Genomic DNA, 20,790 nt, shown 5'->3' with positions numbered 1-20,790 from the left:
TCTCACGGTAGCGACGCGCCAAGGAGGCGCCTCGGTAAATAATATTCGATGCGCAACAGACTGTTTTTTAGCCAGCTTGTTCATGCGCAGCATTTTGTGAGGCGTGAATACAGCCTCAACAAATCGATTCAATATAGGACTGAAGCGATAAAATCGGCGAAAAGCGAATTAAAACCGGGGAAACCCACGGATAACTCCATCTTTACGACGACTGGATCCGAAACGATATGACAGCCGCAGTGGCCGCCGCTAATACGGATCAGTATCCTAGCACCTCCTCGCCCGCCGACGCTAAGACCAAGCGGGCAGCCCAACAGGTTTAAAAACGAATGAATGCTCTAGCCCGCCGCGCCGCAGGCCTGCTGCTCAGCACAGTTTGTCTGCCCCTTTCAGCCTTGGCTGCCGACCCACAACCCACCCATGAATTCACCCTGGACAACGGCCTCAAGGTCGTCGTGCGCGAAGACCATCGCGCCCCGGTGGTGGTCTCGCAGGTCTGGTACAAGGTCGGCTCCAGCTATGAAACCCCTGGCCAGACCGGTTTGTCCCACGCCCTGGAACACATGATGTTCAAGGGCAGCTCCAAGACCGGCCCCGGCGAAGCCTCGTTGATCCTGCGCGACCTGGGCGCCGAAGAGAACGCCTTCACCAGCGACGACTACACCGCCTACTACCAAGTGCTGGCCCGCGACCGCCTGGGCGTGGCCCTGGAGCTGGAAGCCGACCGCATGGCCACCCTGCGCCTGCCGGCCGACGAATTCAGCCGCGAGATCGAAGTCATCAAGGAGGAGCGCCGCCTGCGCACCGATGACAACCCGATGTCCAAGGCCTTCGAACGCTTCAAGGCCATGGCCTACCCGGCCAGCGGCTATCACACGCCGACCATCGGCTGGATGGCCGACCTGGACCGCATGAAGGTCGAGGAACTGCGCCACTGGTACCAATCCTGGTATGTGCCGAACAACGCCACCCTGGTGGTGGTCGGCGACGTGACCCCGGACGAGGTGAAAACCCTGGCCCAGCGTTACTTCGGCCCGATCCCCAAGCGTGACGTGCCACCGGCGAAGAAGCCCCTGGAACTGGCCGAGCCGGGCGAACGCCTGCTGACCATGCATGTGCAGACGCAGCTACCGAGCGTCATCCTCGGCTTCAACGTACCGGGCCTGGCCACCGCCGAAGACAAGCGCTCGGTCAACGCCCTGCGCCTGATCTCGGCACTGCTCGATGGCGGCTACAGCGCGCGCATCCCGAGCCAGCTGGAACGCGGTGAAGAATTGGTGTCGGCTGCCTCGACCAGCTACGACGCCTACACCCGCGGCGACAGCCTGTTCACCTTGAGTGCCACCCCCAACCAGCAGAAGAAGAAAACCGTGGCCCAGGCCGAAGCCGGGCTCTGGCGCCTGCTGGATGAACTCAAGGCCAAGCCACCGACCGCCGAGGAACTGGAGCGTATTCGCGCCCAGGTCATTGCCGGGTTGGTCTACGAGCGTGACTCCATCACCAGCCAGGCCACAGCCATTGGCTCCCTGGAAACGGTCGGCCTGTCGTGGAAACTCATGGACACCGAGCTTGCCGAACTGCAAAGCGTGACGCCCGAAGACATCCAGAAGGCCGCGCGCACGTATTTCACCCGCGAACGCCTGAGTGTCGCCCATGTCATGCCACAGGAGAGCACTCATGAGTGATCGCAAAAACAACCGCCTGGTGCTGCCTGGCCTGATCGTCGTGACTCTGGTGGCGGCAGTCGCGGTGTATATCGGTCGCCCGGACGACTCCGTTGCCAGCCCGGCGCTGGAGCAGGCCAAGTCCAGCAAGACCCTGCAATCCCTGGCAGAACTGGACGGCAAGAACCCGACCAACCGCCAGCTCAACGTGCAGACCTGGAACACCGCCGAAGGCGCCAAGGTGCTGTTCGTCGAAGCCCACGAACTGCCGATGTTCGACATGCGCATCCTGTTCGCTGCCGGCAGCAGCCAGGACGGCAACACGCCGGGCCTGGCCCTGCTGACCAACGCCATGCTCAACGAAGGCGTGCCGGGCAAGGATGTGGGGCAGATTGCCGCCGGTTTTGAAGGCCTGGGGGCGGATTTCAGCAACGGTGCCTACCGCGATATGGCGCTGGTGTCGCTGCGCAGCCTCAGTGCCGCCGACAAGCGCGAGGCCGCCCTCACGCTGTTTGACCAGGTGATCGGCCAGCCGACCTTCCCCGCCGACTCCCTGGCGCGGATCAAGAACCAGTTGCTGGCCAGCTTCGAGTACCAGAAGCAGAACCCGGGCAAGCTGGCGAGCATCGAGCTGTTCAAGCGCCTGTACGGCGATCATCCCTATGCGCACCCGAGCGAAGGCACGCCCGAGAGCGTTCCGGCCATTACCCAGGCACAGCTGAAGGCATTCCACGCCAAGGCCTACGCCGCCGGTAACGCGGTGATCGCGATGGTCGGCGACCTGTCCCGTGCTGACGCCGAAGCCATGGCAGCCAAGGTGTCCGCATCCCTGCCCAAGGGCCCGGCACTGGCGAAGATCGCCGAGCCGACCGAGCCCAAGGCCGGCCTGGGGCATATCGAGTTTCCCTCCAAGCAGACGCACCTGTTGTTCGCACAACTGGGCATCAACCGCGCCGATCCGGACTACGCGGCCCTGTCCCTGGGCAACCAGATCCTTGGCGGCGGTGGCTTTGGCACCCGCTTGATGAGCGAAGTGCGCGAGAAGCGCGGCCTGACCTATGGCGTGTACTCGGGCTTTTCGCCGATGCAGGTGCGTGGTCCGTTCATGATCAACCTGCAGACCCGCGCCGAGATGAGCGGCGGCACCTTGCGCCTGGTGGAGCAAGTACTGGCCGACTACCTCAAGACCGGGCCGACGCAAAAAGAACTGGATGACGCCAAGCGCGAACTGGCCGGCAGCTTCCCGCTGTCCACTGCGAGCAACGCCGATATCGTCGGGCAACTGGGCGCCATGGGTTTCTACAACCTGCCGCTCAACTACCTGGAAGACTTCATGAAGCAATCCCAGGCCCTGACTACCGAACAGGTCAAGGCCGCACTGAACAAGCACTTGAGCAGCGATAAAATGGTGATCGTGACCGCTGGTCCCACCACCGCGCAAAAGCCACTACCGCCCCCCACTGATAAACCTGCCGAGCAGCCGCTCGGGGTTCCGGAGCATTAATGGCTAGTCCATCCCGCCCTAAAAAACCTGTCCATAACGTGCATAACGGTGTGGGCCAACTGCGCATCATTGGCGGCCAATGGCGCAGCCGCAAGCTGAGCTTCCCCGATGTCGTGGGCCTGCGCCCGACCCCGGACCGGGTCCGCGAGACCCTGTTCAACTGGCTCGCGCCGTATATCGAAGGGGCCAAGGTGCTTGACCCGTTCGCCGGCAGCGGCGCGCTGTTCCTCGAGTCCCTGTCCCGTGGCGCCGCCCTGGGCCAGGCGCTGGACGCGAGCAACGTGGCGGTTTCCAGCCTGCGCGAACACCTGGGCACCCTGCGTTGCACCACCGGTCACGTCCAAACCGCCGATGCCCTGCGCTACCTGGAAACCCAGCCAGCCAGTGCATTCGACGTGGTGTTCCTCGATCCGCCGTTCAACCAGAACCTGTTGCCAACCGTCTGCGCGCTGCTGGAAGAGCGCCAGTGGCTGGCCGATGACGCCTGGGTCTACACCGAAAGCGAAACCGCGCCGTCGACCCTGGGCCTGCCGGGCAACTGGCGCCTGCACCGCGAACAAAAATCCGGGCGGGTGTATTACGCGTTGTGGCAACGTACGGTCCAGACCGCTGACTAAATGACGTGGCAAGCCACTTTACTGTGGCGAGCGGGCTTGCCCGCGTTGGGTTGCGCAGCGACCCTAGAAAATGGGACTGCTGCGCAGTCCAACGCGGGCAAGCCCGCTCGCCACAGCCACACCCATAGCCACAAGCCACAGCCACAAAATACGCAGCCAACATTAAAGCAGTGTCGAGACCACCCATCGTGCCGCAACCCTCCCACCGCTTCACCCCCGCCTTCGGCCTCGGCAACCCTCACCTGCAAACGTTGTGGGGCCCGCTCTGGCGCCCCACCACCCACCTCGAACGCCAACGCGAGCGCCTATGGCTGGAGGATGGCGACTTCCTCGACCTTGACTGGCACGGCCCCCACGACCCGCATGCGCCCTTGGTGCTGGTGCTGCATGGGCTGACCGGCTCGTCCAATTCGCCCTACGTCGCCGGCCTGCAAAAAGCCCTGGCCAGTCAGGGCTGGGCCAGTGTCGCGTTGAATTGGCGTGGTTGTTCCGGCGAACCCAACCTGCTGGCCCGCAGTTATCACTCCGGGGCCAGTGAAGACCTGGCGGCCGCCATCGCACACCTGCGGGCCAAGCGACCATTGGCGCCGCTGTATGCCGTGGGTTACTCCCTGGGCGGCAATGTACTGCTCAAGCACTTGGGCGAAACCGGCGACAACTCCGGCCTGAAAGGCGCGGCCGCGGTGTCGGTACCGTTTCGCCTGGACCAGTGCGCCGACCGTATCGGCCTGGGCTTTTCACGGGTCTATCAGAAGCACTTCATGCGCGAGATGCTCGGCTATATCCGGGTCAAGCAGCGCCAATTCCTACAGGATGGTCGCGAAGAAGCACTGAAAACCCTGGCCGAGCTGGGCTCCCTGGAAAAGATGCGCACGTTCTGGGATTTCGATGGGCGCGTCACTGCGCCACTGCATGGCTACCTGAGTGCCGAGGACTATTACCGGCGGGCGTCGAGCCGTTACTTCCTCGGGGCGATTCGCACACCGACGCTGATCATCCAGGCGGCAGATGATCCTTTTGTGTTTGCCCACAGCCTGCCCCAGGCCAATGAACTGTCGGACTGCATCGAGTTTGAATTGCAGGCCAAGGGCGGGCACGTGGGGTTTGTCGATGGTTCGCTGAAACAGCCCGGGTACTACCTGGAGCGGCGGATCCCGCAATGGCTGCTGTCTCAACTCGATAAATAATGTGGCTGGCTTGCCTGGTGAAATCAGTCGCCAGTAGCAATTGCCCGCTGCGGATCATTGATCCACTCACTCCACGACCCCGCATACAACTTGCCCAACGGATACCCCGCCAGGCTCAGGGCAAACAGGTTGTGACATGCCGTCACGCCCGAGCCGCAATACGCCACCAACTCATTCGGCGAACGACCTTGCAGCTTGTCGGCAAACCGCTGCTTGAGCTGCTCCACCGGCAAGAAGCGCCCGTCACTGCCCAGGTTCTCGCTGAACGCCGCACATTGCGCGCCGGGAATATGCCCGGCAATCGGGTCGATGGGTTCCACCTCACCGCGAAAGCGCGGCAAGGCCCGGGCGTCGATCAGTGTCAGGCCCGGCTGGCCCAGGCGTTTTTGCAGGTGCTCTGCGTCCAGTAGCAGGTCGTAGTCGGCAGTGCCAGTAAAGGTCCCCGGCTCGGTGCCCGGCGCATCCAGGCTCAAAGGGAAACCGGCGCTGTGCCAGGCCTTCAGGCCACCATCGAGGATCGACACCCCGTCGCGCTTGCCCAACCAGGCCAGCAGCCACCAGGCACGGGCGGCATACGCGCCAGGACCATCGTCATACAGCACGATTTCGCTGTCGGCATGGATGCCCCAGGCCCGCAACTGCTGGACCAGCGCCTCGGGTGCCGGCAGCGGATGGCGTCCAGTCACGCCTTTAGTCACCGGCCCGCTGAGGTGGCGTTCCAGATCGGCATACTGTGCCCCCTCGATATGCCCTTCGGCATAGCTGCAACGCCCGTAATCCGGGTCTTCCAGGGCAAACCGGCAATCGAGGATGACTAAGCCTGCGTGCTGCTGGCGCTCGGCCAGTTGTTGCGGGCTGATCAGTTGTGCAAGCGGCATAACGGACTCCTGGAAATACGTTCGGGAAAGGGCCTACTTCACTTCTTCCAGTGCCTGACTTAACGGCACGTAAAATTCCTTGAACAGCGCGTCCACGGCTTCTTTGGCCTGTGGCGTGATAAACCCCGCCTCCAGCACCAGCACCTGGTACACCCCGCGCTTGATCGCCTCGGCGCTCAGGTGTGCGGAGTTCTCGTTGGTGGTGCACAAAAAGCGCACCCAGGAGGTGAGGATAATCCAGGCATTGAGGGTCAGGGCTTCGGTCTGCACCGGGTCCATGTTCAGGATCCCGGCCTCGACAAACCCCCGGTAAATCGCGCCGCCCTGAATCAGGCAGCGCTGGGAAAAACGCCGGTAGCCGGTGGCCAGCTCCGGGTCGCTCTCCAGCAGATGTTCAAGGTCACGGTGCAAAAAACGGTAGCGCCACATGCCGGCCAGTACCGCCTGCAGGTAGAAACGCTTGTCTTCGACCACCATGGCGCGCCCCTGGGGCGGGCGCAGGAAGCTGTCCACCAGGGCTTCATACTCGCGAAACAGCACCGCGATAATCGCCTGCTTGTTCGGGAAGTGGTAGTACAGGTTGCCCGGGGATATTTCCATATGGGCGGCAATATGGTTGGTGCTGATGCTGCGCTCGCCCTGCTGGTTGAACAACTCCAGGCTGGTTTGCACGATGCGTTCGCTGGTCTTTACTCGTGGTGCCATGGGGTATCGGCTTCTTGAATCCTGATGCAAACATCTTACGGTCTATCCTTGCCAGGATAAAACTGCATGTTACTGCGAAGGCATTTGACAAATTAGAGCAATGACTCTAAAAACCCAGGTACTCCAATAATATTCGGGAACTGCGCCATGTCTGCCAATGTTGCCTACCTGCAAGATTCCCAGGCGCTGGACCAGCTCCAGGACCTGTTCGCTGCCCAGCGCCGCGCCTACGCGGCCAACCCGATGCCGCCAGCGGCGCAGCGCCAGCAGTGGCTCAAGGCATTGCGTGACCTGCTCAGCGATGAGCGCCAGGCGCTGATCGAGGCCATCAGCAACGATTTCAGCCATCGCAGCGCCGATGAAACCCTATTCGCCGAACTGATGCCCAGCCTGCACGGCATTCACTACGCCAGCAAACACCTCAAAGGCTGGATGAAACCATCGCGCCGCGCTGTAGGTATAGCCTTCCAGCCGGCATCTGCCAAAGTGATCTATCAGCCCCTGGGCGTTATCGGGGTGATCGTGCCCTGGAACTACCCGCTGTACCTGGCCATAGGGCCGTTGGTCGGCGCGCTGGCGGCGGGTAACCGGGTGATGCTCAAGCTCAGCGAATCTACCCCCGCCACCGGCCAACTGCTCAAGACCCTGCTGGCGCAAATTTTCCCCGAAGACCTGGTGTGCGTGGTGCTCGGCGAAGCCGAAGTGGGCATGGCGTTCTCCAAGCTGCCGTTCGATCACCTGCTGTTCACCGGGGCCACCAGCATCGGCAAGCATGTGATGCGCGCCGCCGCCGAGCACCTGACCCCAGTCACCCTGGAGCTGGGCGGCAAATCCCCAGCCATTGTCTCGGCCGATGTGCCACTCAAGGACGCCGCCGAACGGATCGCATTCGGCAAGGCGCTGAATGCCGGGCAAACCTGTGTGGCGCCAGACTACGTGCTGGTTCCCGAAGACCGGGTGGACGGTTTCGTCGAGGCCTACACCCAGGCGGTACGCGGGTTTTATCCGACCCTGGCCGACAACCCGGACTACACCGCAATCATCAACGAGCGACAACTCGCCCGGCTCAATGCCTACATCAAGGACGCCACCGACAAGGGCGCGACCCTGTTGCCGCTCTACGACCAGGGCCAGGCCCGGCGCATGGCCCATAGCCTGCTGCTGAATGTCAGCGATGAGATGACCGTAATGCAGGACGAGATTTTCGGCCCGGTGCTGCCCATCGTGCCCTATCGCGGCATCGACCAGGCCTTTGCCTACATCAACCAGCGCCCGCGCCCGCTGGCGTTGTATTACTTCGGCTACAACAAGGCCGAACAGAATCGCGTACTCCACGAAACCCATTCCGGCGGCGTGTGCCTGAACGACACCCTGCTGCATGTGGCCCAAGACGATATGCCGTTTGGCGGCATCGGCCCGTCGGGTATGGGCCACTACCATGGGCATGAGGGTTTTCTCACCTTCAGCAAGGCCAAGGGGGTGCTGATCAAACAGCGCCTGAATGCGGCGAAGCTGATTTACCCGCCATATGGCAAAGCCATCCAGAAACTGATCCAGAAGCTGTTCGTGCGCTAAAACCGTTACCACCGGGACAACAATAAAAATGAACCCTAGCCTGACTGAATCACCCACGCTGTCGCGGCGCGGCGTCTTGAAAATCGGCCTGTGCGCCAGCGCCTTCCTGGCCACCGCCGGCCTTGGCGCCAGCCTCAGCGGCTGCTCCAGCAGTACCCCCGCCAGCGGCTTTGCCATGCTGCGCAACAGCGACCTGCCGTTTTTGCGCGCAGTGATCCCGGTGTTGCTCGAAGGCGCGGCCAGCGCCGAGGTGGTGGCGGCAGGCATTGAAGACACCCTGAAAAAACTCGATTACAGCCTGCAGCACCTGTCGCCGGAGATGTTCAAGCTGACCCAGCAGTTGTTCGACGTACTGGGCATGGCCGTCACCCGTGGCCCGCTGACCGGCATCTGGGGCAGTTGGGAAAACGCCAGCAGCGAGCAGATCCGCAACTTCCTGCATCGCTGGGAAAACAGCTTCCTCAACCTGCTGCGCATGGGCCAAGGCTCGCTGCTCAAGCTGGTGATCATGGCCTGGTACTTCCGGCCCGAGTCCTGGGCCCATTGCGGGTACCCCGGGCCACCGAGGATCTAGCCTGGGTAACCCACGTTGATAGCCACTCCGTAGCCATAACAATAAGAGAACAAGCTGATGCCCGTACCTGATGTGTTCCGCGATGGCATGGCCCGCGGCTGGAAGACCCATAACGGCGCCGCCCTCGACCAGGACCTGGTGCTGGAGGCCGATGTCGCGATCATCGGCAGCGGCGCAGGCGGTGGCACCACCGCAGAAATCCTCAGCGCCGCTGGCTACAAAGTGCTGCTGATCGAAGAAGGCCCGCTCAAGACCAGCAGCGATTTCAAGCTGCTGGAAGACGAGGCCTACGCCAGCCTGTATCAGGAAGGCATCGGGCGCATGAGCAAGGACGGCGCCATCACCATCCTGCAGGGCCGCGCCGTGGGCGGCACCACGCTGATCAACTGGACCTCGAGCTTTCGCACGCCCGACCCGACCCTGGCTCACTGGGCCAGCGAGTACGCGGTCAAGGGCCACAGCAGCGCCGAGATGGCGCCGTGGTTTGAAAAGATGGAGCAGCGCCTGGGCATCGCACCCTGGGCCCTGCCGCCCAACCCCAACAACGATGTGATCCGCAAAGGCTGCGAAAAGCTCGGCTACAGCTGGCATGTGATCCCGCGCAACGTGCGCGGCTGCTTCAACCTGGGCTATTGCGGCATGGGCTGCCCGGTCAACGCCAAGCAATCAATGCTGGTGACCACCATTCCCTCGACCCTGGAGCAAGGCGGCGAGTTGCTCTACCTGGCCCGCGCCGAGCGCTTGAAGTTCAGTGGCGATACCATCACCAGCCTCGAATGCGTGGCCATGGACTCCCGTTGCGTCGCGCCCACCGGCCGCAAGATCACGGTCAAAGCCAAGCATTACGTGCTGGCCGGCGGCGGCATCAACAGCCCGGCGCTGTTGATGCGCTCGGACGCACCCGACCCGCATTCGCGCCTGGGCAAGCGCACCTTCCTGCATCTGGTGAATTTTTCCGCGGGGCTGTTCGATGAGGTGATCAACCCGTTCTACGGCGCGCCGCAGTCGATCTACTCCGACCACTTCCAATGGCAGGACGGCACCACCGGTAAAATGTCCTACAAGCTCGAAGCGCCACCCTTGCACCCGGCGCTGGCCAGCACGTTGTTCGGGGGGTATGGCACGCAAAACGCCCTGGACATGAGCCAGTTGCCCAAGACCCACGCGATGCTGGCGCTGCTGCGGGACGGCTTCCACCCCGACAGCCAGGGCGGCAGCGTCGGCCTGCGCGGCGATGGCACGCCGGTGCTCGACTATGAGGTCTCGCCCTACGCCTGGGACGGCCTGCGCCGGGCGTTTCATAGCATGGCCGAGATCCAGTTCGCCGCCGGCGCCAAGTCGGTCAAGCCACTGCACCACGATGCGCGCTACGTCAGCACACTGGCTGAGGCCCGCAGCCTGATCGACGGCCTGAACCTGGAGCTGCATCGCACCTGTCTGGGCAGCGCCCATGTGATGGGCGGTTGCGCCATGGGTGAAGAGCCGAAAAATGCCGTGGCCGACAGCCTTGGCCGGCATCACCAACTGCGCAACCTGTCGATCCACGATGGCTCGCTGTTCCCCACCAGTATCGGCGCCAACCCCCAGCTTTCGGTGTACGGCCTGACCGCGCAACTGGCGACGGCGCTGGCCGAACGTCTGAAAACAGCATGAAAAAACCAGGTATTCGCGGTGTCTATAGTGCTTTCTTCTGAATAAGTTGACTTGGCCGACCGGGATGGCTGCGATACCATCCGGTTCCCCAACGGACTCCGCCAGGACGACGCGATGAACCGAGTGTTGTACCCAGGTACCTTCGACCCGATTACCAAAGGCCATGGCGATCTGGTCGAACGCGCCTCGCGCTTGTTCGACCATGTAATCATCGCGGTCGCGGCCAGCCCCAAGAAAAACCCGCTGTTTCCCCTGGAACAGCGCGTGGAGCTGGCCCGTGAGGTCACCAAGCACCTGCCTAACGTGGAAGTGGTGGGCTTTTCGACGCTGCTGGCACACTTCGCCAAGGAGCAGAACGCCAATGTATTCCTGCGCGGGCTGCGGGCGGTGTCGGACTTCGAGTATGAATTCCAGCTGGCCAATATGAACCGCCAACTGGCGCCGGACGTTGAGAGCCTGTTTCTTACGCCGTCGGAACGTTATTCGTTCATTTCTTCGACCCTGGTCCGGGAAATCGCGGCATTGGGCGGTGATATCACCAAGTTTGTGCACCCTGCGGTCGCCGATGCGCTGACGCTGCGCTTCAAGAAGTAAGACCGCTCGACCGGCGCCCGCTCGCACTGCGGGCGCCAATGCGGCACAATTGCGCGCATTAGTTTTTCAGATGCCTTGGCAGAGTGCCCTGGCAGGAGTTTCCATGTCCCTGATCATCACCGACGATTGCATCAACTGCGACGTCTGCGAACCCGAGTGCCCGAACGCTGCCATTTCCCAGGGTGAAGAGATCTACGTGATCGACCCCAACCTGTGCACCCAGTGTGTCGGCCACTACGACGAACCCCAGTGCCAGCAAGTGTGCCCGGTCGATTGCATCCCGCTGGATGAGGCACACCCTGAGACTGAAGAGCAGTTGATGGAGAAGTACCGGTTGATTACCGGCAAGGCCTGAGACCTTGTGGTGGCTGGGCGGGCCTCATCGCAGGCAAGCCAGCTCCCACACTTGAAGGTGTTCACAAAGCAAAATGTGGGAGCGGGCTTGCCCGCGATGACGGCAGCCGCCGTCACACTCAATCAGCTCTGGCACTTGGGGCAAAACACACTCGCCCGCTGCCCCAGCATCACATTGCGCAATTCGCTCCCGCAGACCTTGCACGCCTCGCCACCCCGGCCGTAGACAAACAGTTCCTGCTGGAAATACCCCGGCTGCCCATCGCCACCTATAAAGTCGCGCAATGTCGTACCGCCGCGCTCGATGGCGGCCGCTAGGATGCGTTTGATCTCGATCGCCAGCTTCAGGTAACGCACACGGGAAATGCCCTTGGCCTCCCGGCGCGGGTCGATCCCGGCGGCAAACAGCGCCTCGGTCGCGTAGATATTGCCCACCCCCACCACCACCGCGTTGTCCATGATGAACGGCTTGACCGCCATCGAGCGCCCACGGGACAGCTGGAACAGGCGCTCGCCATCAAACAGGTCGGTCAACGGCTCCGGCCCCAGGCGCAGCAGCAGTTCGTGGTTGTGCGGGTCCTGGCTCCAGAGCATCGCGCCAAAGCGCCGGGGGTCGGTGTAGCGCAGGGCCAGGCCCGACTCCAGCTCGATGTCCACATGCTCATGCTTGGCTGCCGGTAGACCGACTTCCACCAGGCGCAAATTGCCCGACATACCCAAGTGGCTGATCAAGGTGCCGACTTCGGCGTTAATCAGCAGGTACTTGGCCCGCCGCTCCACCAGCACGATGCGCTGCCCGGACAGGCGCACATCCAGGTCTTCGGGGATCGGCCAGCGCAGGCGCCGTTCACGCACCACCACGCGGCTGACCCGCTGGCCTTCCAGGTGCGGCGCAATTCCGCGCCGGGTGGTTTCGACTTCTGGCAGCTCAGGCATATTCGTCTCGCGATAGAAAGGTTAGTGCGCGCCCAACTCGCGGATCGACAACTTCAGGTTCTCGAAGTCGTAGTCCGACAGGCCCACGTAATCCAGCACCAGGTGGCCGATGCTGTCCCATTCATGGTCCACCGTCTGGTTGCCCAGTACCCGATAGGACGCGCAGATATGCTCGGCCATCTTCAGGATCGCCAGCAGGTTTTTCAGCGGGCTGTTACGCGCCGACTCATCGCTGAAAATCGCCAAGGCATTGTGGTGGTTGGCGATGGCGTTGGTCACATGCTCCGGCAGGCGCCAGGACTTGGCGGTGTAATAGCCCACCACCGCATGGTTGGTGTGGAACGCACTGTTCTCGGTGTCGACCACCCGACAATCGGGCCCCGCCTTGGCGTAGGAATCTTCCAGCACGCTCATGTAGTCCGGGAAACGCTTGAGCATCAGCGGCACGCCACAATCGTGGAACAGCCCCAGGGCATAGGCTTCGTCCACCGCCTGGGAGCCGGTGCGCTTGGCCAGGGTCAGGCAGGTCATCGCCACATCCTGGGCGGTGTCCCAGAACCGGTTGAGGGTGACGATGGTGTCATCGCTCATCTCGCCCTTGATCGACTGGGCGTTGATCAGGTTGACGATCGAGCGGCTGCCCAACAGGTTCACCGCGCGTTGGATCGAGGCAATCTTGTTGCTCAGGCCGTAATACGGCGAGTTGACGATTTTCAGCAACGAGCCGGAGAGGCCCGGGTCCTGGGAGATCAGCCGCGCAATCACCTCCAGGTCCGGATCGGGCATGTACTGCTCCATCTGCAAATCCACCATGATTTGCGGTTGGGGCGGCACGCTGATGCCTTGCAGGGCCTGTTGGATCTGTTCGGCGGAAAGCTCTTGGGACATAGGTACATACTCTGGACTAGGCGCGAATTCTAACCTCTAAGCAAAGCTGACCGACACCTCAAAAACCCGAACCGAACCCCGATCCAATAGGGGAGCTGGCTCGCCTGCGATTGCATCACCGCCGTACGTCAGATACACCGCGCCGTCTGCATCGCAGGCAAGCCAGCTCCCACATGAACGGGCGCGCAAAGGGTATACTCCCGCTCTTTTTTCCGGAGCGACGTCATGTCCCTGCCAAGCCTGCGTCTCAAAGCCAACGCCGATCGTCGTTTGCGCAACGGCCACCTGTGGGTCTACAGCAACGAAATCGACGTGGCCGCCACCCCACTCCACGGCTTCCAGGCAGGCGACCAGGCCATCCTCGAAGCGGCCGGCGGCAAGACCCTGGGCATCGTGGCCATGAGCCCGAACAACCTGATCTGCGCGCGCCTGCTGTCGCGCGACATCAAGTTGCCGCTGGACAAGTCGCTGCTGGTGCATCGCATCAACGTCGCCCTGTCCCTGCGCGACCGCCTGTTCGACAAGCCGTTCTACCGCCTGGTCTACGGCGACTCCGACCTGCTGCCGGGCCTGGTGGTCGACCGTTTCGGCGATATCCTGGTGGTGCAGATCGCTTCGGCGACCATGGAAGCCCATAAAGAAGACGTGATCGCCGCGCTGACCCAAGTGCTCAAGCCCAGCGGCATCCTGTTCAAGAACGATTCCGCCGCGCGCGACGCCGAAGGCCTCAACCGCTACGTCGAAACCGTGTTCGGCCTGGTCCCTGAATGGGTTGCCCTGGAAGAAAACGGCGTGCAATTCGAAGCCCCGGTGATCCAGGGCCAGAAGACCGGTTGGTTCTACGACCACCGCATGAACCGTGCACGCCTGGCCCCGTATGCCAAAGGCAAGCGCGTTCTCGATCTGTACAGCTACATCGGCGGCTGGGGCGTGCAAGCTGCCGCGTTTGGCGCCAGTGAAGTGTTCTGCGTCGATGCCTCGGCCTTTGCTCTGGATGGCGTAGAGCGCAACGCCGCGCTGAACGGCGTTGCCGAGAAGATGACCTGCATCGAAGGCGACGTGTTTGAAGCGTTGAAAGAATTGAAAGCCAGCGAAGAGCGCTTCGACGTGATCGTCGCCGACCCACCCGCCTTCATCAAACGCAAAAAAGACATGAAAAACGGCGAAGGCGCTTACCGCCGCCTCAATGAGCAAGCCATGCGCCTGCTCAGCAAGGACGGCATCCTGGTCAGCGCCTCGTGCTCCATGCACCTGCCGGAAGACGACCTGCAAAACATCCTGCTGACCAGCGCCCGCCACCTGGACCGTAATATCCAGATGCTGGAGCGTGGTGGCCAGGGCCCGGACCACCCGGTACACCCGGCGATTGCCGAGACGCGCTATATCAAGAGCATTACGTGCCGGTTGTTGCCCAATAGCTAAGTAACATGCAGATCAAAGGTGGGAGTGGGCTTGCCAGCTCCCACCTTTTTTTGTGCAGTGTCAGAAAGATTTTTCCTACCGTCGCCAGCCACGCGCCCCCCAGGAAATTTCCTTCAAAGGTTTTGATTGAATTCCACTTTTTGCAGACTAGTATCGGTTTCTGGCTTCACTGCGGAAAACAAAAACAATGTCTGATTCCACCTGCTCGCCCGTCCTCGATGGCCCAGCCAAACGCCAGTATCTTTCCCGCTTCATCCTCATCACCTGCATTGCCCTGATCAGCTTCTTCCCGATCAATATCCTGCTGCCTTCATTTCCGGCCCTCGCCGCTAGGTTCGACACGCCCAGCGCCAATGTCGCGCTGTCCATCAGCCTGTTTACCCTGGTTTTTTCGGTCTCCCAACTGATCGCCGGCCCACTCTCGGATAAATGGGGGCGCAAGGAAGTCCTGCTTGGCTGCATCACACTGTCGATCCTGGGGGCGATAGGCTGCACGCTGGCATCGGACTACCTGACCTTCCTGCTGTTTCGCAGCGTGCAGGCCATGGGCTGTGGCTTCTTCGTGCTGGGCCACGCCCTGGTGGAAGACCTGTTCGAGGAGCAGGACCGGGCTCGCGTGCGCCTGTATTACATGACCCTGAGCGGCTCGTTCGTCGCCCTTTCGCCGCTGATCGGCTCCTGGCTGCAAACCACCTTTGACTGGCAAGGCAGCTTCTACGGGTTCGCAGTGATGGCATTGGGCATGTTGATCCATGCGCTGTGCATCCTGCCGTCCAAGTCCGCCAGCCCCCATCGCGCACCGGTGTCGATCATCGCCACCTTGAAAGCCGTGGCCGGCAACCGGGACTTCCTGCGCTACTGGTGGATCGCCGCACTGGTGTTCGCCTGCTACTTCGCCTTGATCAGTGTCACCCCCCTGATGTTCATGGATGGGCTGAAACTCTCCGAATACCAGTACGCCCTGGTGCTGATGGTCTACGGCGTGGCCTACCTGCTGGGCGGCGTGGTGGCCTCGTTTCTGCAAAAACGCATCTCGCTGTCCCGGCAAATCAATATCGGCCTGGGGTTACTGCTGGTGGCCGGTGTGCTACTGATGCTGATCGTCAGCCTTGACGCCATCACCACCATAACCCTGCTGATCCCGATGCTGATCAGCGCCCTGGCCGTGACCCTGGTGCGCCCGGCGGCGATTTCGGCGGCGATGCTGTTGTTCTCAAGCAGCGCGGGCACGGCCGCCTCGGCGGGCAACAGCATCATGTTCCTCACGGCCGCGATCAGCAGCGCCGCCCTTGCGCAAACCGGAACGCATTTGCTGATGACCATTGCCGCAAGCTTCATCGCCTTCAGCCTCTGGGGCTGGCTGACAAATACGAGGGTCGGGCGATAAAGCCCCGGGACATGCTTCTCGCCATTCCCTCCCGACGCCAGCGGTGTAGAATCGACCCTATTCATCGCCAGTCATCCCCCGGCGGGTTTATGAGCTCGAGGCCCAAGCAAGCGGCGATCCCGCGACGCGAGTGGCAACTTCCGGACACACGGCCATTTTTCGGGTGTTCCAGTCGTCAATTAGAAGCTCACTCCCCTTTAGTACTTGATTAGCCGCCCGGAGTGCTCCAATGCCAGATTACCGCTCGAAAACATCCACCCATGGCCGCAACATGGCCGGCGCCCGCGCACTGTGGCGTGCCACGGGGATGAAAGATGACGACTTCAAGAAGCCGATCATCGCGATTGCCAACTCGTTCACCCAATTCGTACCGGGCCACGTCCACCTCAAGGACCTGGGCCAACTGGTCGCCCGCGAGATCGAACGTGCTGGCGGCGTAGCAAAAGAATTCAACACCATCGCCGTGGATGACGGCATTGCCATGGGCCATGACGGCATGCTGTATTCCCTGCCGAGCCGCGAGATCATCGCCGACTCCGTGGAATACATGGTCAACGCCCACTGCGCCGACGCCATCGTCTGCATCTCCAACTGCGACAAGATCACCCCTGGCATGCTGATGGCCGCCCTGCGCCTGAACATCCCGGTGATTTTCGTCTCTGGCGGCCCGATGGAAGCCGGCAAAACCAAGCTCGCCTCCCACGGCCTGGACCTGGTTGACGCCATGGTCATCGCCGCCGATTCCAGCGCTTCTGACGAGAAGGTCGCGGAATACGAGCGCAGCGCCTGCCCGACCTGCGGTTCGTGCTCCGGCATGTTCACCGCCAACTCGATGAACTGCCTGGTGGAAGCCCTGGGCCTGGCCTTGCCGGGCAACGGTTCGACCCTGGCCACCCACAGCGACCGCGAGCAGTTGTTCCTGCAGGCCGGCCGCACCATCGTCGAGCTGTGCAAGCGTTACTACACCGAGAACGATGAGTCGGTGTTGCCGCGCAATATCGCCAACTTCAAGGCGTTCGAAAACGCCATGACCCTGGATATCGCCATGGGCGGTTCCACCAACACCATCCTGCACTTGCTGGCCGCAGCGCAAGAAGCCGAGATCGACTTCGACCTGCGCGACATCGACCGCCTGTCCCGCCACGTGCCGCAGTTGTGCAAGGTCGCGCCGAACATCCAGAAGTACCACATGGAAGACGTGCACCGCGCCGGCGGGATCTTCTCGATCTTAGGCTCCCTGGCCCGTGGCGGCCTGTTGCACACCGACCTGCCGACCGTGCACAGCAAATCCCTGGCCGAGGGCATCGCCAAGTGGGACATCACCCTGACTGACGACGAAGCCGTGCACACCTTCTTCAAGGCAGGCCCGGCCGGTATCCCGACCCAGACGGCCTTCAGCCAGTCGACCCGTTGGGACACCCTGGACGACGACCGTGAAAACGGCTGCATCCGCAGTGTCGAACACGCCTACTCCAAAGAAGGCGGCCTGGCTGTGCTGTACGGCAACATCGCCCTCGACGGCTGCGTGGTGAAGACCGCTGGCGTGGATGAGTCGATCCATGTGTTCGAAGGTCGCGCCAAGATCTACGAAAGTCAGGACAGCTCGGTGCGCGGCATCCTCGCCGACGAAGTGAAAGAAGGCGACATCGTAATCATCCGCTACGAAGGCCCGAAAGGCGGCCCGGGTATGCAGGAAATGCTCTACCCGACCTCGTACCTGAAGTCCAAGGGCCTGGGCAAAGCCTGTGCGCTGCTGACCGACGGGCGTTTCTCCGGCGGTACTTCGGGCCTGTCCATCGGCCACGCTTCGCCAGAAGCCGCTGCCGGTGGCGCGATTGGCCTGGTGCAGGATGGCGACAAGGTGCTGATCGACATTCCGAACCGCTCGATCAACCTGTTGATCAGCGATGAAGAACTGGCGGCACGCCGGGTCGAGCAGGACAAGAAAGGCTGGAAGCCGGTGGAGAAGCGTCCGCGCAAAGTCACCACCGCCCTGAAGGCCTACGCCCTGCTGGCCACCAGTGCCGACAAGGGTGCGGTGCGTAACAAGGCCATGCTCGACGGCCTGTAAGCCCCACCCATAAAAATGCCCCGCCAAGTGCGGGGCATTTTTTTGCGCCGAAGAAATCGCGCAAATTACCCCGGGGCGATACTCCTGGCCAAACCTGCCGACCATGCAGCAACCATCTTGTCTGCCACCCCTTCAAACGCGGGATGAGTACTTCGATAGGCCAAAAGCTCCGTCATTGCGCGGCTCATGCCATCCTGCACCCTGGCGAGCAACTCATTGCAGCGCGCCTCTGTCAGATTGCACGAACGGCGACCGAACTGGACCAGCATCTTGCGTTTGGGCCAGGCCTTAGAACCGTCCAGCAAGAGGGCCATGATGTCGCTGCCCTGGTAGACCGTGGTGGTCACCAGGTCGTAGGCCGGCGCGAGCCAGATGTCAGCCTCTTCGGCACAGTTCTCATAAAGCACACCGAAGTTTTTCAGGTGCCCGTCACCATTCTGGATACCGGCAGAGAGCGCCACCATCATGAAAAAATCTTCCAGCGCCTTGGTTACCCGGCTTGGCGTGACATAAGACTTGATCAGCCTGGCGCATCCCTGGTAAGTCCCGTCGTACTTCCTGCGCGTCGCCAACCCTGACAGAACGCACATATCCTCAAACCCGAGGTAGGCGCCATCGCTGACGTCGAACCGTTGCACAACAAGAAATTTCGCGTTTTTGCTCAGTTGAAAAACCGGCACTTCAAGGCCGCAGTGCAATGCCGCCCGCATGCAAAAAAACTCGTTGGCCGCCAACTGAGGGAAGTCTTGTTCATTGAACGCCTTCACCAGGTGCGTGACACCCCGGTGGGTAAACCGCGCCATATCAGGCGCCATCTCGTCAATATCGCGCACCAGCACTTTCGGCTGAACGCCCGAAACCCCGGAGTAGGCGGCGTAGGTTCTCAATAGGTCACTGAAGAGATCGTTTGCCCCGTCATGGACCAACAGTTCAGACAGGTTGATCTGCGGCAGCGATGCCTCACCGCCAGCGTGGACAATGCTGATTCGGCCAAGCTGGTGTGGCCCAACGATACCCAGCAATGCCAGGTCGTCGAAGCCGCGTACTGACTTGCTGAAACGCCGCACGAGCTCGTCTTTGAGATACCCCTCGGGAAGGTGCATCTCGAACAGCGGATGGATGCCGTACTCCCAGTTGTAACTCTCCAGGCGCACCGGCATCGTCAAGGAGACGGCATTCTCTTCGGCCACCGCATCGTTATACGAGAAAACCGAATCGTGCCTGTTTTCTTCGCTCCGGCCGAGTGTTCCTGCCACCACACCACCAGTGCCGATGGACAGTCGGTCATTGTGCCTGGTCATGGATGCGTCCTGATTTCAGCTCATCGAGCGTCATGCGCCGACGCCTGGGAGTCGCGGTCAATTCGTATCCCAAGCCCTCAAGGATCGCGGCAACCTTGCGAATCCCCACTTCCGGGATGCTGTTGTTCTCGATCCCAGAGATGGTTGCACGACTCATCCCGTGCCGTTGCGCAAGCTGGGTCTGTGAGAGGCCAGCGGCTTTACGCAGTTGTTTGATTAAAAGACCTAATTCATCCACGCTCAATTGCATCCTATACAATGCAAAACATGAAAAATCACTCAAATGCACTGCATACAATGCATTAAAGCGTGATGGTCCTTTCTACACCCAACGGTAAAGCCTGGCAACTCTGTGGCGGAGCCTTATTGAATCGCCTCCGGCTTGACGATCACCCAGTTTTTATCCGCCGTCACCGCCAACCCTTCCTTGGCCTGGGCCGCCGCATGCTTGGCCATCATGCCGTTAATCTGGGTCATGTACTTGTCCTTGCGGTTGATCCACAAGTGGATGCCACCCTTGGCCACGTCCACATCGTGAAACAGCATGTAGCCGTCGCTGGTGGGGGTGTCGCCGCCGACCAGCACCGGTTTTTTCCACTCGTCGATGTAGGTTAGGATCGCCGCATGCTTGCCGGCCATCCAGGTTGCCGGGGTCCACAGGTAGGGGGTCAGTTCCAGGCCGAGGTTGGCCTTTTCGTCGTATTTGCCGGCGCTGATCTGCTTGCGGGCGGTGGTCAGCTCGCCAGTCTTGCGGTCCTTGAGCAACAGGCTGACGCCAATGACGTTCTGCGGCTTGACGTTGTAGCCGTACTTCGGATCCGAGGCGACCATGCGCACCAGCTCTTCAGAGGCAGCGGTCATCACGTACACGTCGATGCCGTTTTCCATCAGCTTGTTGTACAGCTCGGTCTGGCCGGTGAAGATTTTCGGCGGCTGCACCTCCATGTTCTTCACCACGTCGCCTTCGAAGTAGGTGACCGGCACCGGTTTACCGGAGGCCATCAGCTCATCGACGTAGCCCTTGAGTTCCTTGAGGGTAAAGCCTGAAAACACCTGGGCAACCCACGGGTAGCAGACCATGTCGTCCACTTCGCACAGGCGATAGTAGTAACTGAACAGACTTTCCTTATGGTCAGCGGTGTCTTTGAACGGCATAAGTTTGAGCGACGGATCGAGACTGTCGCGGGTGATCAGGCCCTTGTTTTCCATGTACGGCAACAGTGACTCTTCGAGGTCGAAGCGGTAGCTGGTGTTGTCCATGTCGAACACCGCGTAATTGCCCTTGTTGGCGTTGGCGGCAATCATTTCGTTGAGTTGCTTGGCGGCGGGTGCCGGCCAGTGTTTCAACTCGGTGGCGGCCATGACCTGGCTGACAAGCCCCAGGCATAGCGCGGCGGCAAACAGTCTCGGCGCGAGCTTCATGTGCGTTTTCTCCCTGAGTGAAAGGCATAAACGCTAACAAATCCTTATGACCGTTCCC

The 20,790-nt window shown here is 61.4% G+C and carries 19 protein-coding genes; 12 read left to right on the top strand and 7 right to left on the bottom strand.

The genetic code is table 11. The features are described 5' to 3' along the window. The first annotated feature begins 329 nt into the window (after window positions 1–329). From HBR93_RS08025 to HBR93_RS08010, 4 genes are all read left to right on the top strand, one after another. Window positions 330–1,685: a pitrilysin family protein gene (locus HBR93_RS08025; protein ID WP_057440385.1), complete on the top strand. Its 1,356-nt coding sequence runs from the start codon at window positions 330–332 to the stop codon at window positions 1,683–1,685. Beyond that, window positions 1,678–3,168 (top strand): pitrilysin family protein, encoded by a 1,491-nt coding sequence (locus HBR93_RS08020; protein WP_057440386.1) that lies wholly within the window; start codon window positions 1,678–1,680, stop codon window positions 3,166–3,168. The genes HBR93_RS08025 and HBR93_RS08020 overlap by 8 nt, the downstream gene beginning before the upstream one ends. Then, window positions 3,168–3,785 carry a 16S rRNA (guanine(966)-N(2))-methyltransferase RsmD gene (gene rsmD, locus HBR93_RS08015; protein WP_057960893.1) on the top strand — a complete coding sequence of 206 codons (618 nt, stop codon included), beginning with the start codon at window positions 3,168–3,170 and terminating at the stop codon, window positions 3,783–3,785. The genes HBR93_RS08020 and rsmD overlap by 1 nt, the downstream gene beginning before the upstream one ends. Window positions 3,786–3,973: 188 nt before the next feature. Further along, window positions 3,974–4,972: a hydrolase gene (locus tag HBR93_RS08010; protein WP_169960104.1), complete on the top strand. Its 999-nt coding sequence runs from the start codon at window positions 3,974–3,976 to the stop codon at window positions 4,970–4,972. A gap of 23 nt (window positions 4,973–4,995) precedes the next feature. Here HBR93_RS08010 and HBR93_RS08005 read toward each other — a convergent pair whose 3' ends face one another. Then, on the bottom strand, window positions 4,996–5,850 hold the full coding sequence (locus HBR93_RS08005) for a sulfurtransferase (protein WP_169960103.1): 855 nt from the start codon (window positions 5,848–5,850) through the stop codon (window positions 4,996–4,998). Between the two features lie 33 nt (window positions 5,851–5,883). Next, window positions 5,884–6,555: a TetR/AcrR family transcriptional regulator gene (locus HBR93_RS08000; RefSeq protein WP_029300622.1), complete on the bottom strand. Its 672-nt coding sequence runs from the start codon at window positions 6,553–6,555 to the stop codon at window positions 5,884–5,886. Between the two features lie 147 nt (window positions 6,556–6,702). On the opposite strand from HBR93_RS08000, the gene HBR93_RS07995 reads away from it, so the two are divergent. From HBR93_RS07995 to HBR93_RS07975, 5 genes are all read left to right on the top strand, one after another. Further along, window positions 6,703–8,130, top strand: a complete 1,428-nt coding sequence (locus tag HBR93_RS07995) for a coniferyl aldehyde dehydrogenase (protein WP_115129210.1) — start codon at window positions 6,703–6,705, stop codon at window positions 8,128–8,130. Window positions 8,131–8,158: 28 nt separating this feature from the next. Next, window positions 8,159–8,704 (top strand): twin-arginine translocation pathway signal protein, encoded by a 546-nt coding sequence (locus tag HBR93_RS07990; protein ID WP_169960102.1) that lies wholly within the window; start codon window positions 8,159–8,161, stop codon window positions 8,702–8,704. 57 nt (window positions 8,705–8,761) lie between these two features. Continuing rightward, entirely contained in the window at window positions 8,762–10,357 is a 1,596-nt protein-coding gene (locus tag HBR93_RS07985) for a GMC family oxidoreductase (RefSeq protein WP_057960897.1), read from the top strand. Between the two features lie 114 nt (window positions 10,358–10,471). Beyond that, on the top strand, window positions 10,472–10,951 hold the full coding sequence (coaD, locus tag HBR93_RS07980) for a pantetheine-phosphate adenylyltransferase (RefSeq protein WP_003176711.1): 480 nt from the start codon (window positions 10,472–10,474) through the stop codon (window positions 10,949–10,951). A gap of 103 nt (window positions 10,952–11,054) precedes the next feature. Next, window positions 11,055–11,306 carry a YfhL family 4Fe-4S dicluster ferredoxin gene (locus tag HBR93_RS07975; RefSeq protein ID WP_003213796.1) on the top strand — a complete coding sequence of 84 codons (252 nt, stop codon included), beginning with the start codon at window positions 11,055–11,057 and terminating at the stop codon, window positions 11,304–11,306. A gap of 122 nt (window positions 11,307–11,428) precedes the next feature. On the opposite strand, the gene mutM is transcribed toward HBR93_RS07975, so the two are convergent. Continuing rightward, entirely contained in the window at window positions 11,429–12,241 is an 813-nt protein-coding gene (mutM, locus tag HBR93_RS07970) for a bifunctional DNA-formamidopyrimidine glycosylase/DNA-(apurinic or apyrimidinic site) lyase (protein WP_169960101.1), read from the bottom strand. Between the two features lie 21 nt (window positions 12,242–12,262). Beyond that, the gene (locus HBR93_RS07965; RefSeq protein WP_169960163.1) at window positions 12,263–13,075 is read right to left on the bottom strand and encodes an HDOD domain-containing protein; all 813 of its coding nucleotides are present in this window, start codon (window positions 13,073–13,075) and stop codon (window positions 12,263–12,265) included. 279 nt (window positions 13,076–13,354) lie between these two features. Between HBR93_RS07965 and HBR93_RS07960 the strand changes: the two genes are divergently transcribed. The 3 genes from HBR93_RS07960 (at window position 13,355) to ilvD (ending at window position 18,009) form a co-directional block, all read left to right on the top strand. Further along, window positions 13,355–14,551 (top strand): class I SAM-dependent rRNA methyltransferase, encoded by a 1,197-nt coding sequence (locus tag HBR93_RS07960; RefSeq protein ID WP_057440391.1) that lies wholly within the window; start codon window positions 13,355–13,357, stop codon window positions 14,549–14,551. A gap of 187 nt (window positions 14,552–14,738) precedes the next feature. After that, the gene (locus HBR93_RS07955; RefSeq protein ID WP_057440392.1) at window positions 14,739–15,938 is read left to right on the top strand and encodes an MFS transporter; all 1,200 of its coding nucleotides are present in this window, start codon (window positions 14,739–14,741) and stop codon (window positions 15,936–15,938) included. 229 nt (window positions 15,939–16,167) lie between these two features. Beyond that, window positions 16,168–18,009, top strand: coding sequence for a dihydroxy-acid dehydratase (gene ilvD, locus HBR93_RS07950; protein WP_057440393.1), 1,842 nt, complete (start codon window positions 16,168–16,170; stop codon window positions 18,007–18,009). Between the two features lie 65 nt (window positions 18,010–18,074). Here the strand turns inward: ilvD and HBR93_RS07945 are convergent, their stop codons facing one another. From HBR93_RS07945 to HBR93_RS07935, 3 genes are all read right to left on the bottom strand, one after another. Beyond that, a complete protein-coding gene (locus HBR93_RS07945) occupies window positions 18,075–19,310 on the bottom strand; it encodes a type II toxin-antitoxin system HipA family toxin (protein WP_057960900.1) in 1,236 nt (411 codons plus the stop codon). Continuing rightward, window positions 19,294–19,548 carry a helix-turn-helix transcriptional regulator gene (locus HBR93_RS07940; RefSeq protein WP_057960972.1) on the bottom strand — a complete coding sequence of 85 codons (255 nt, stop codon included), beginning with the start codon at window positions 19,546–19,548 and terminating at the stop codon, window positions 19,294–19,296. The genes HBR93_RS07945 and HBR93_RS07940 overlap by 17 nt, the downstream gene beginning before the upstream one ends. A gap of 125 nt (window positions 19,549–19,673) precedes the next feature. After that, a complete protein-coding gene (locus HBR93_RS07935) occupies window positions 19,674–20,672 on the bottom strand; it encodes a haloacid dehalogenase-like hydrolase (protein ID WP_169960162.1) in 999 nt (332 codons plus the stop codon). Window positions 20,673–20,790: the final 118 nt, after the last annotated feature.

This window comes from Pseudomonas sp. WS 5411 (genome assembly GCF_012985595.1).
In the GTDB taxonomy this organism is placed as follows: domain Bacteria; phylum Pseudomonadota; class Gammaproteobacteria; order Pseudomonadales; family Pseudomonadaceae; genus Aquipseudomonas; species Aquipseudomonas shahriarae.
This window is presented reverse-complemented; position numbering and strand designations above follow the sequence as displayed.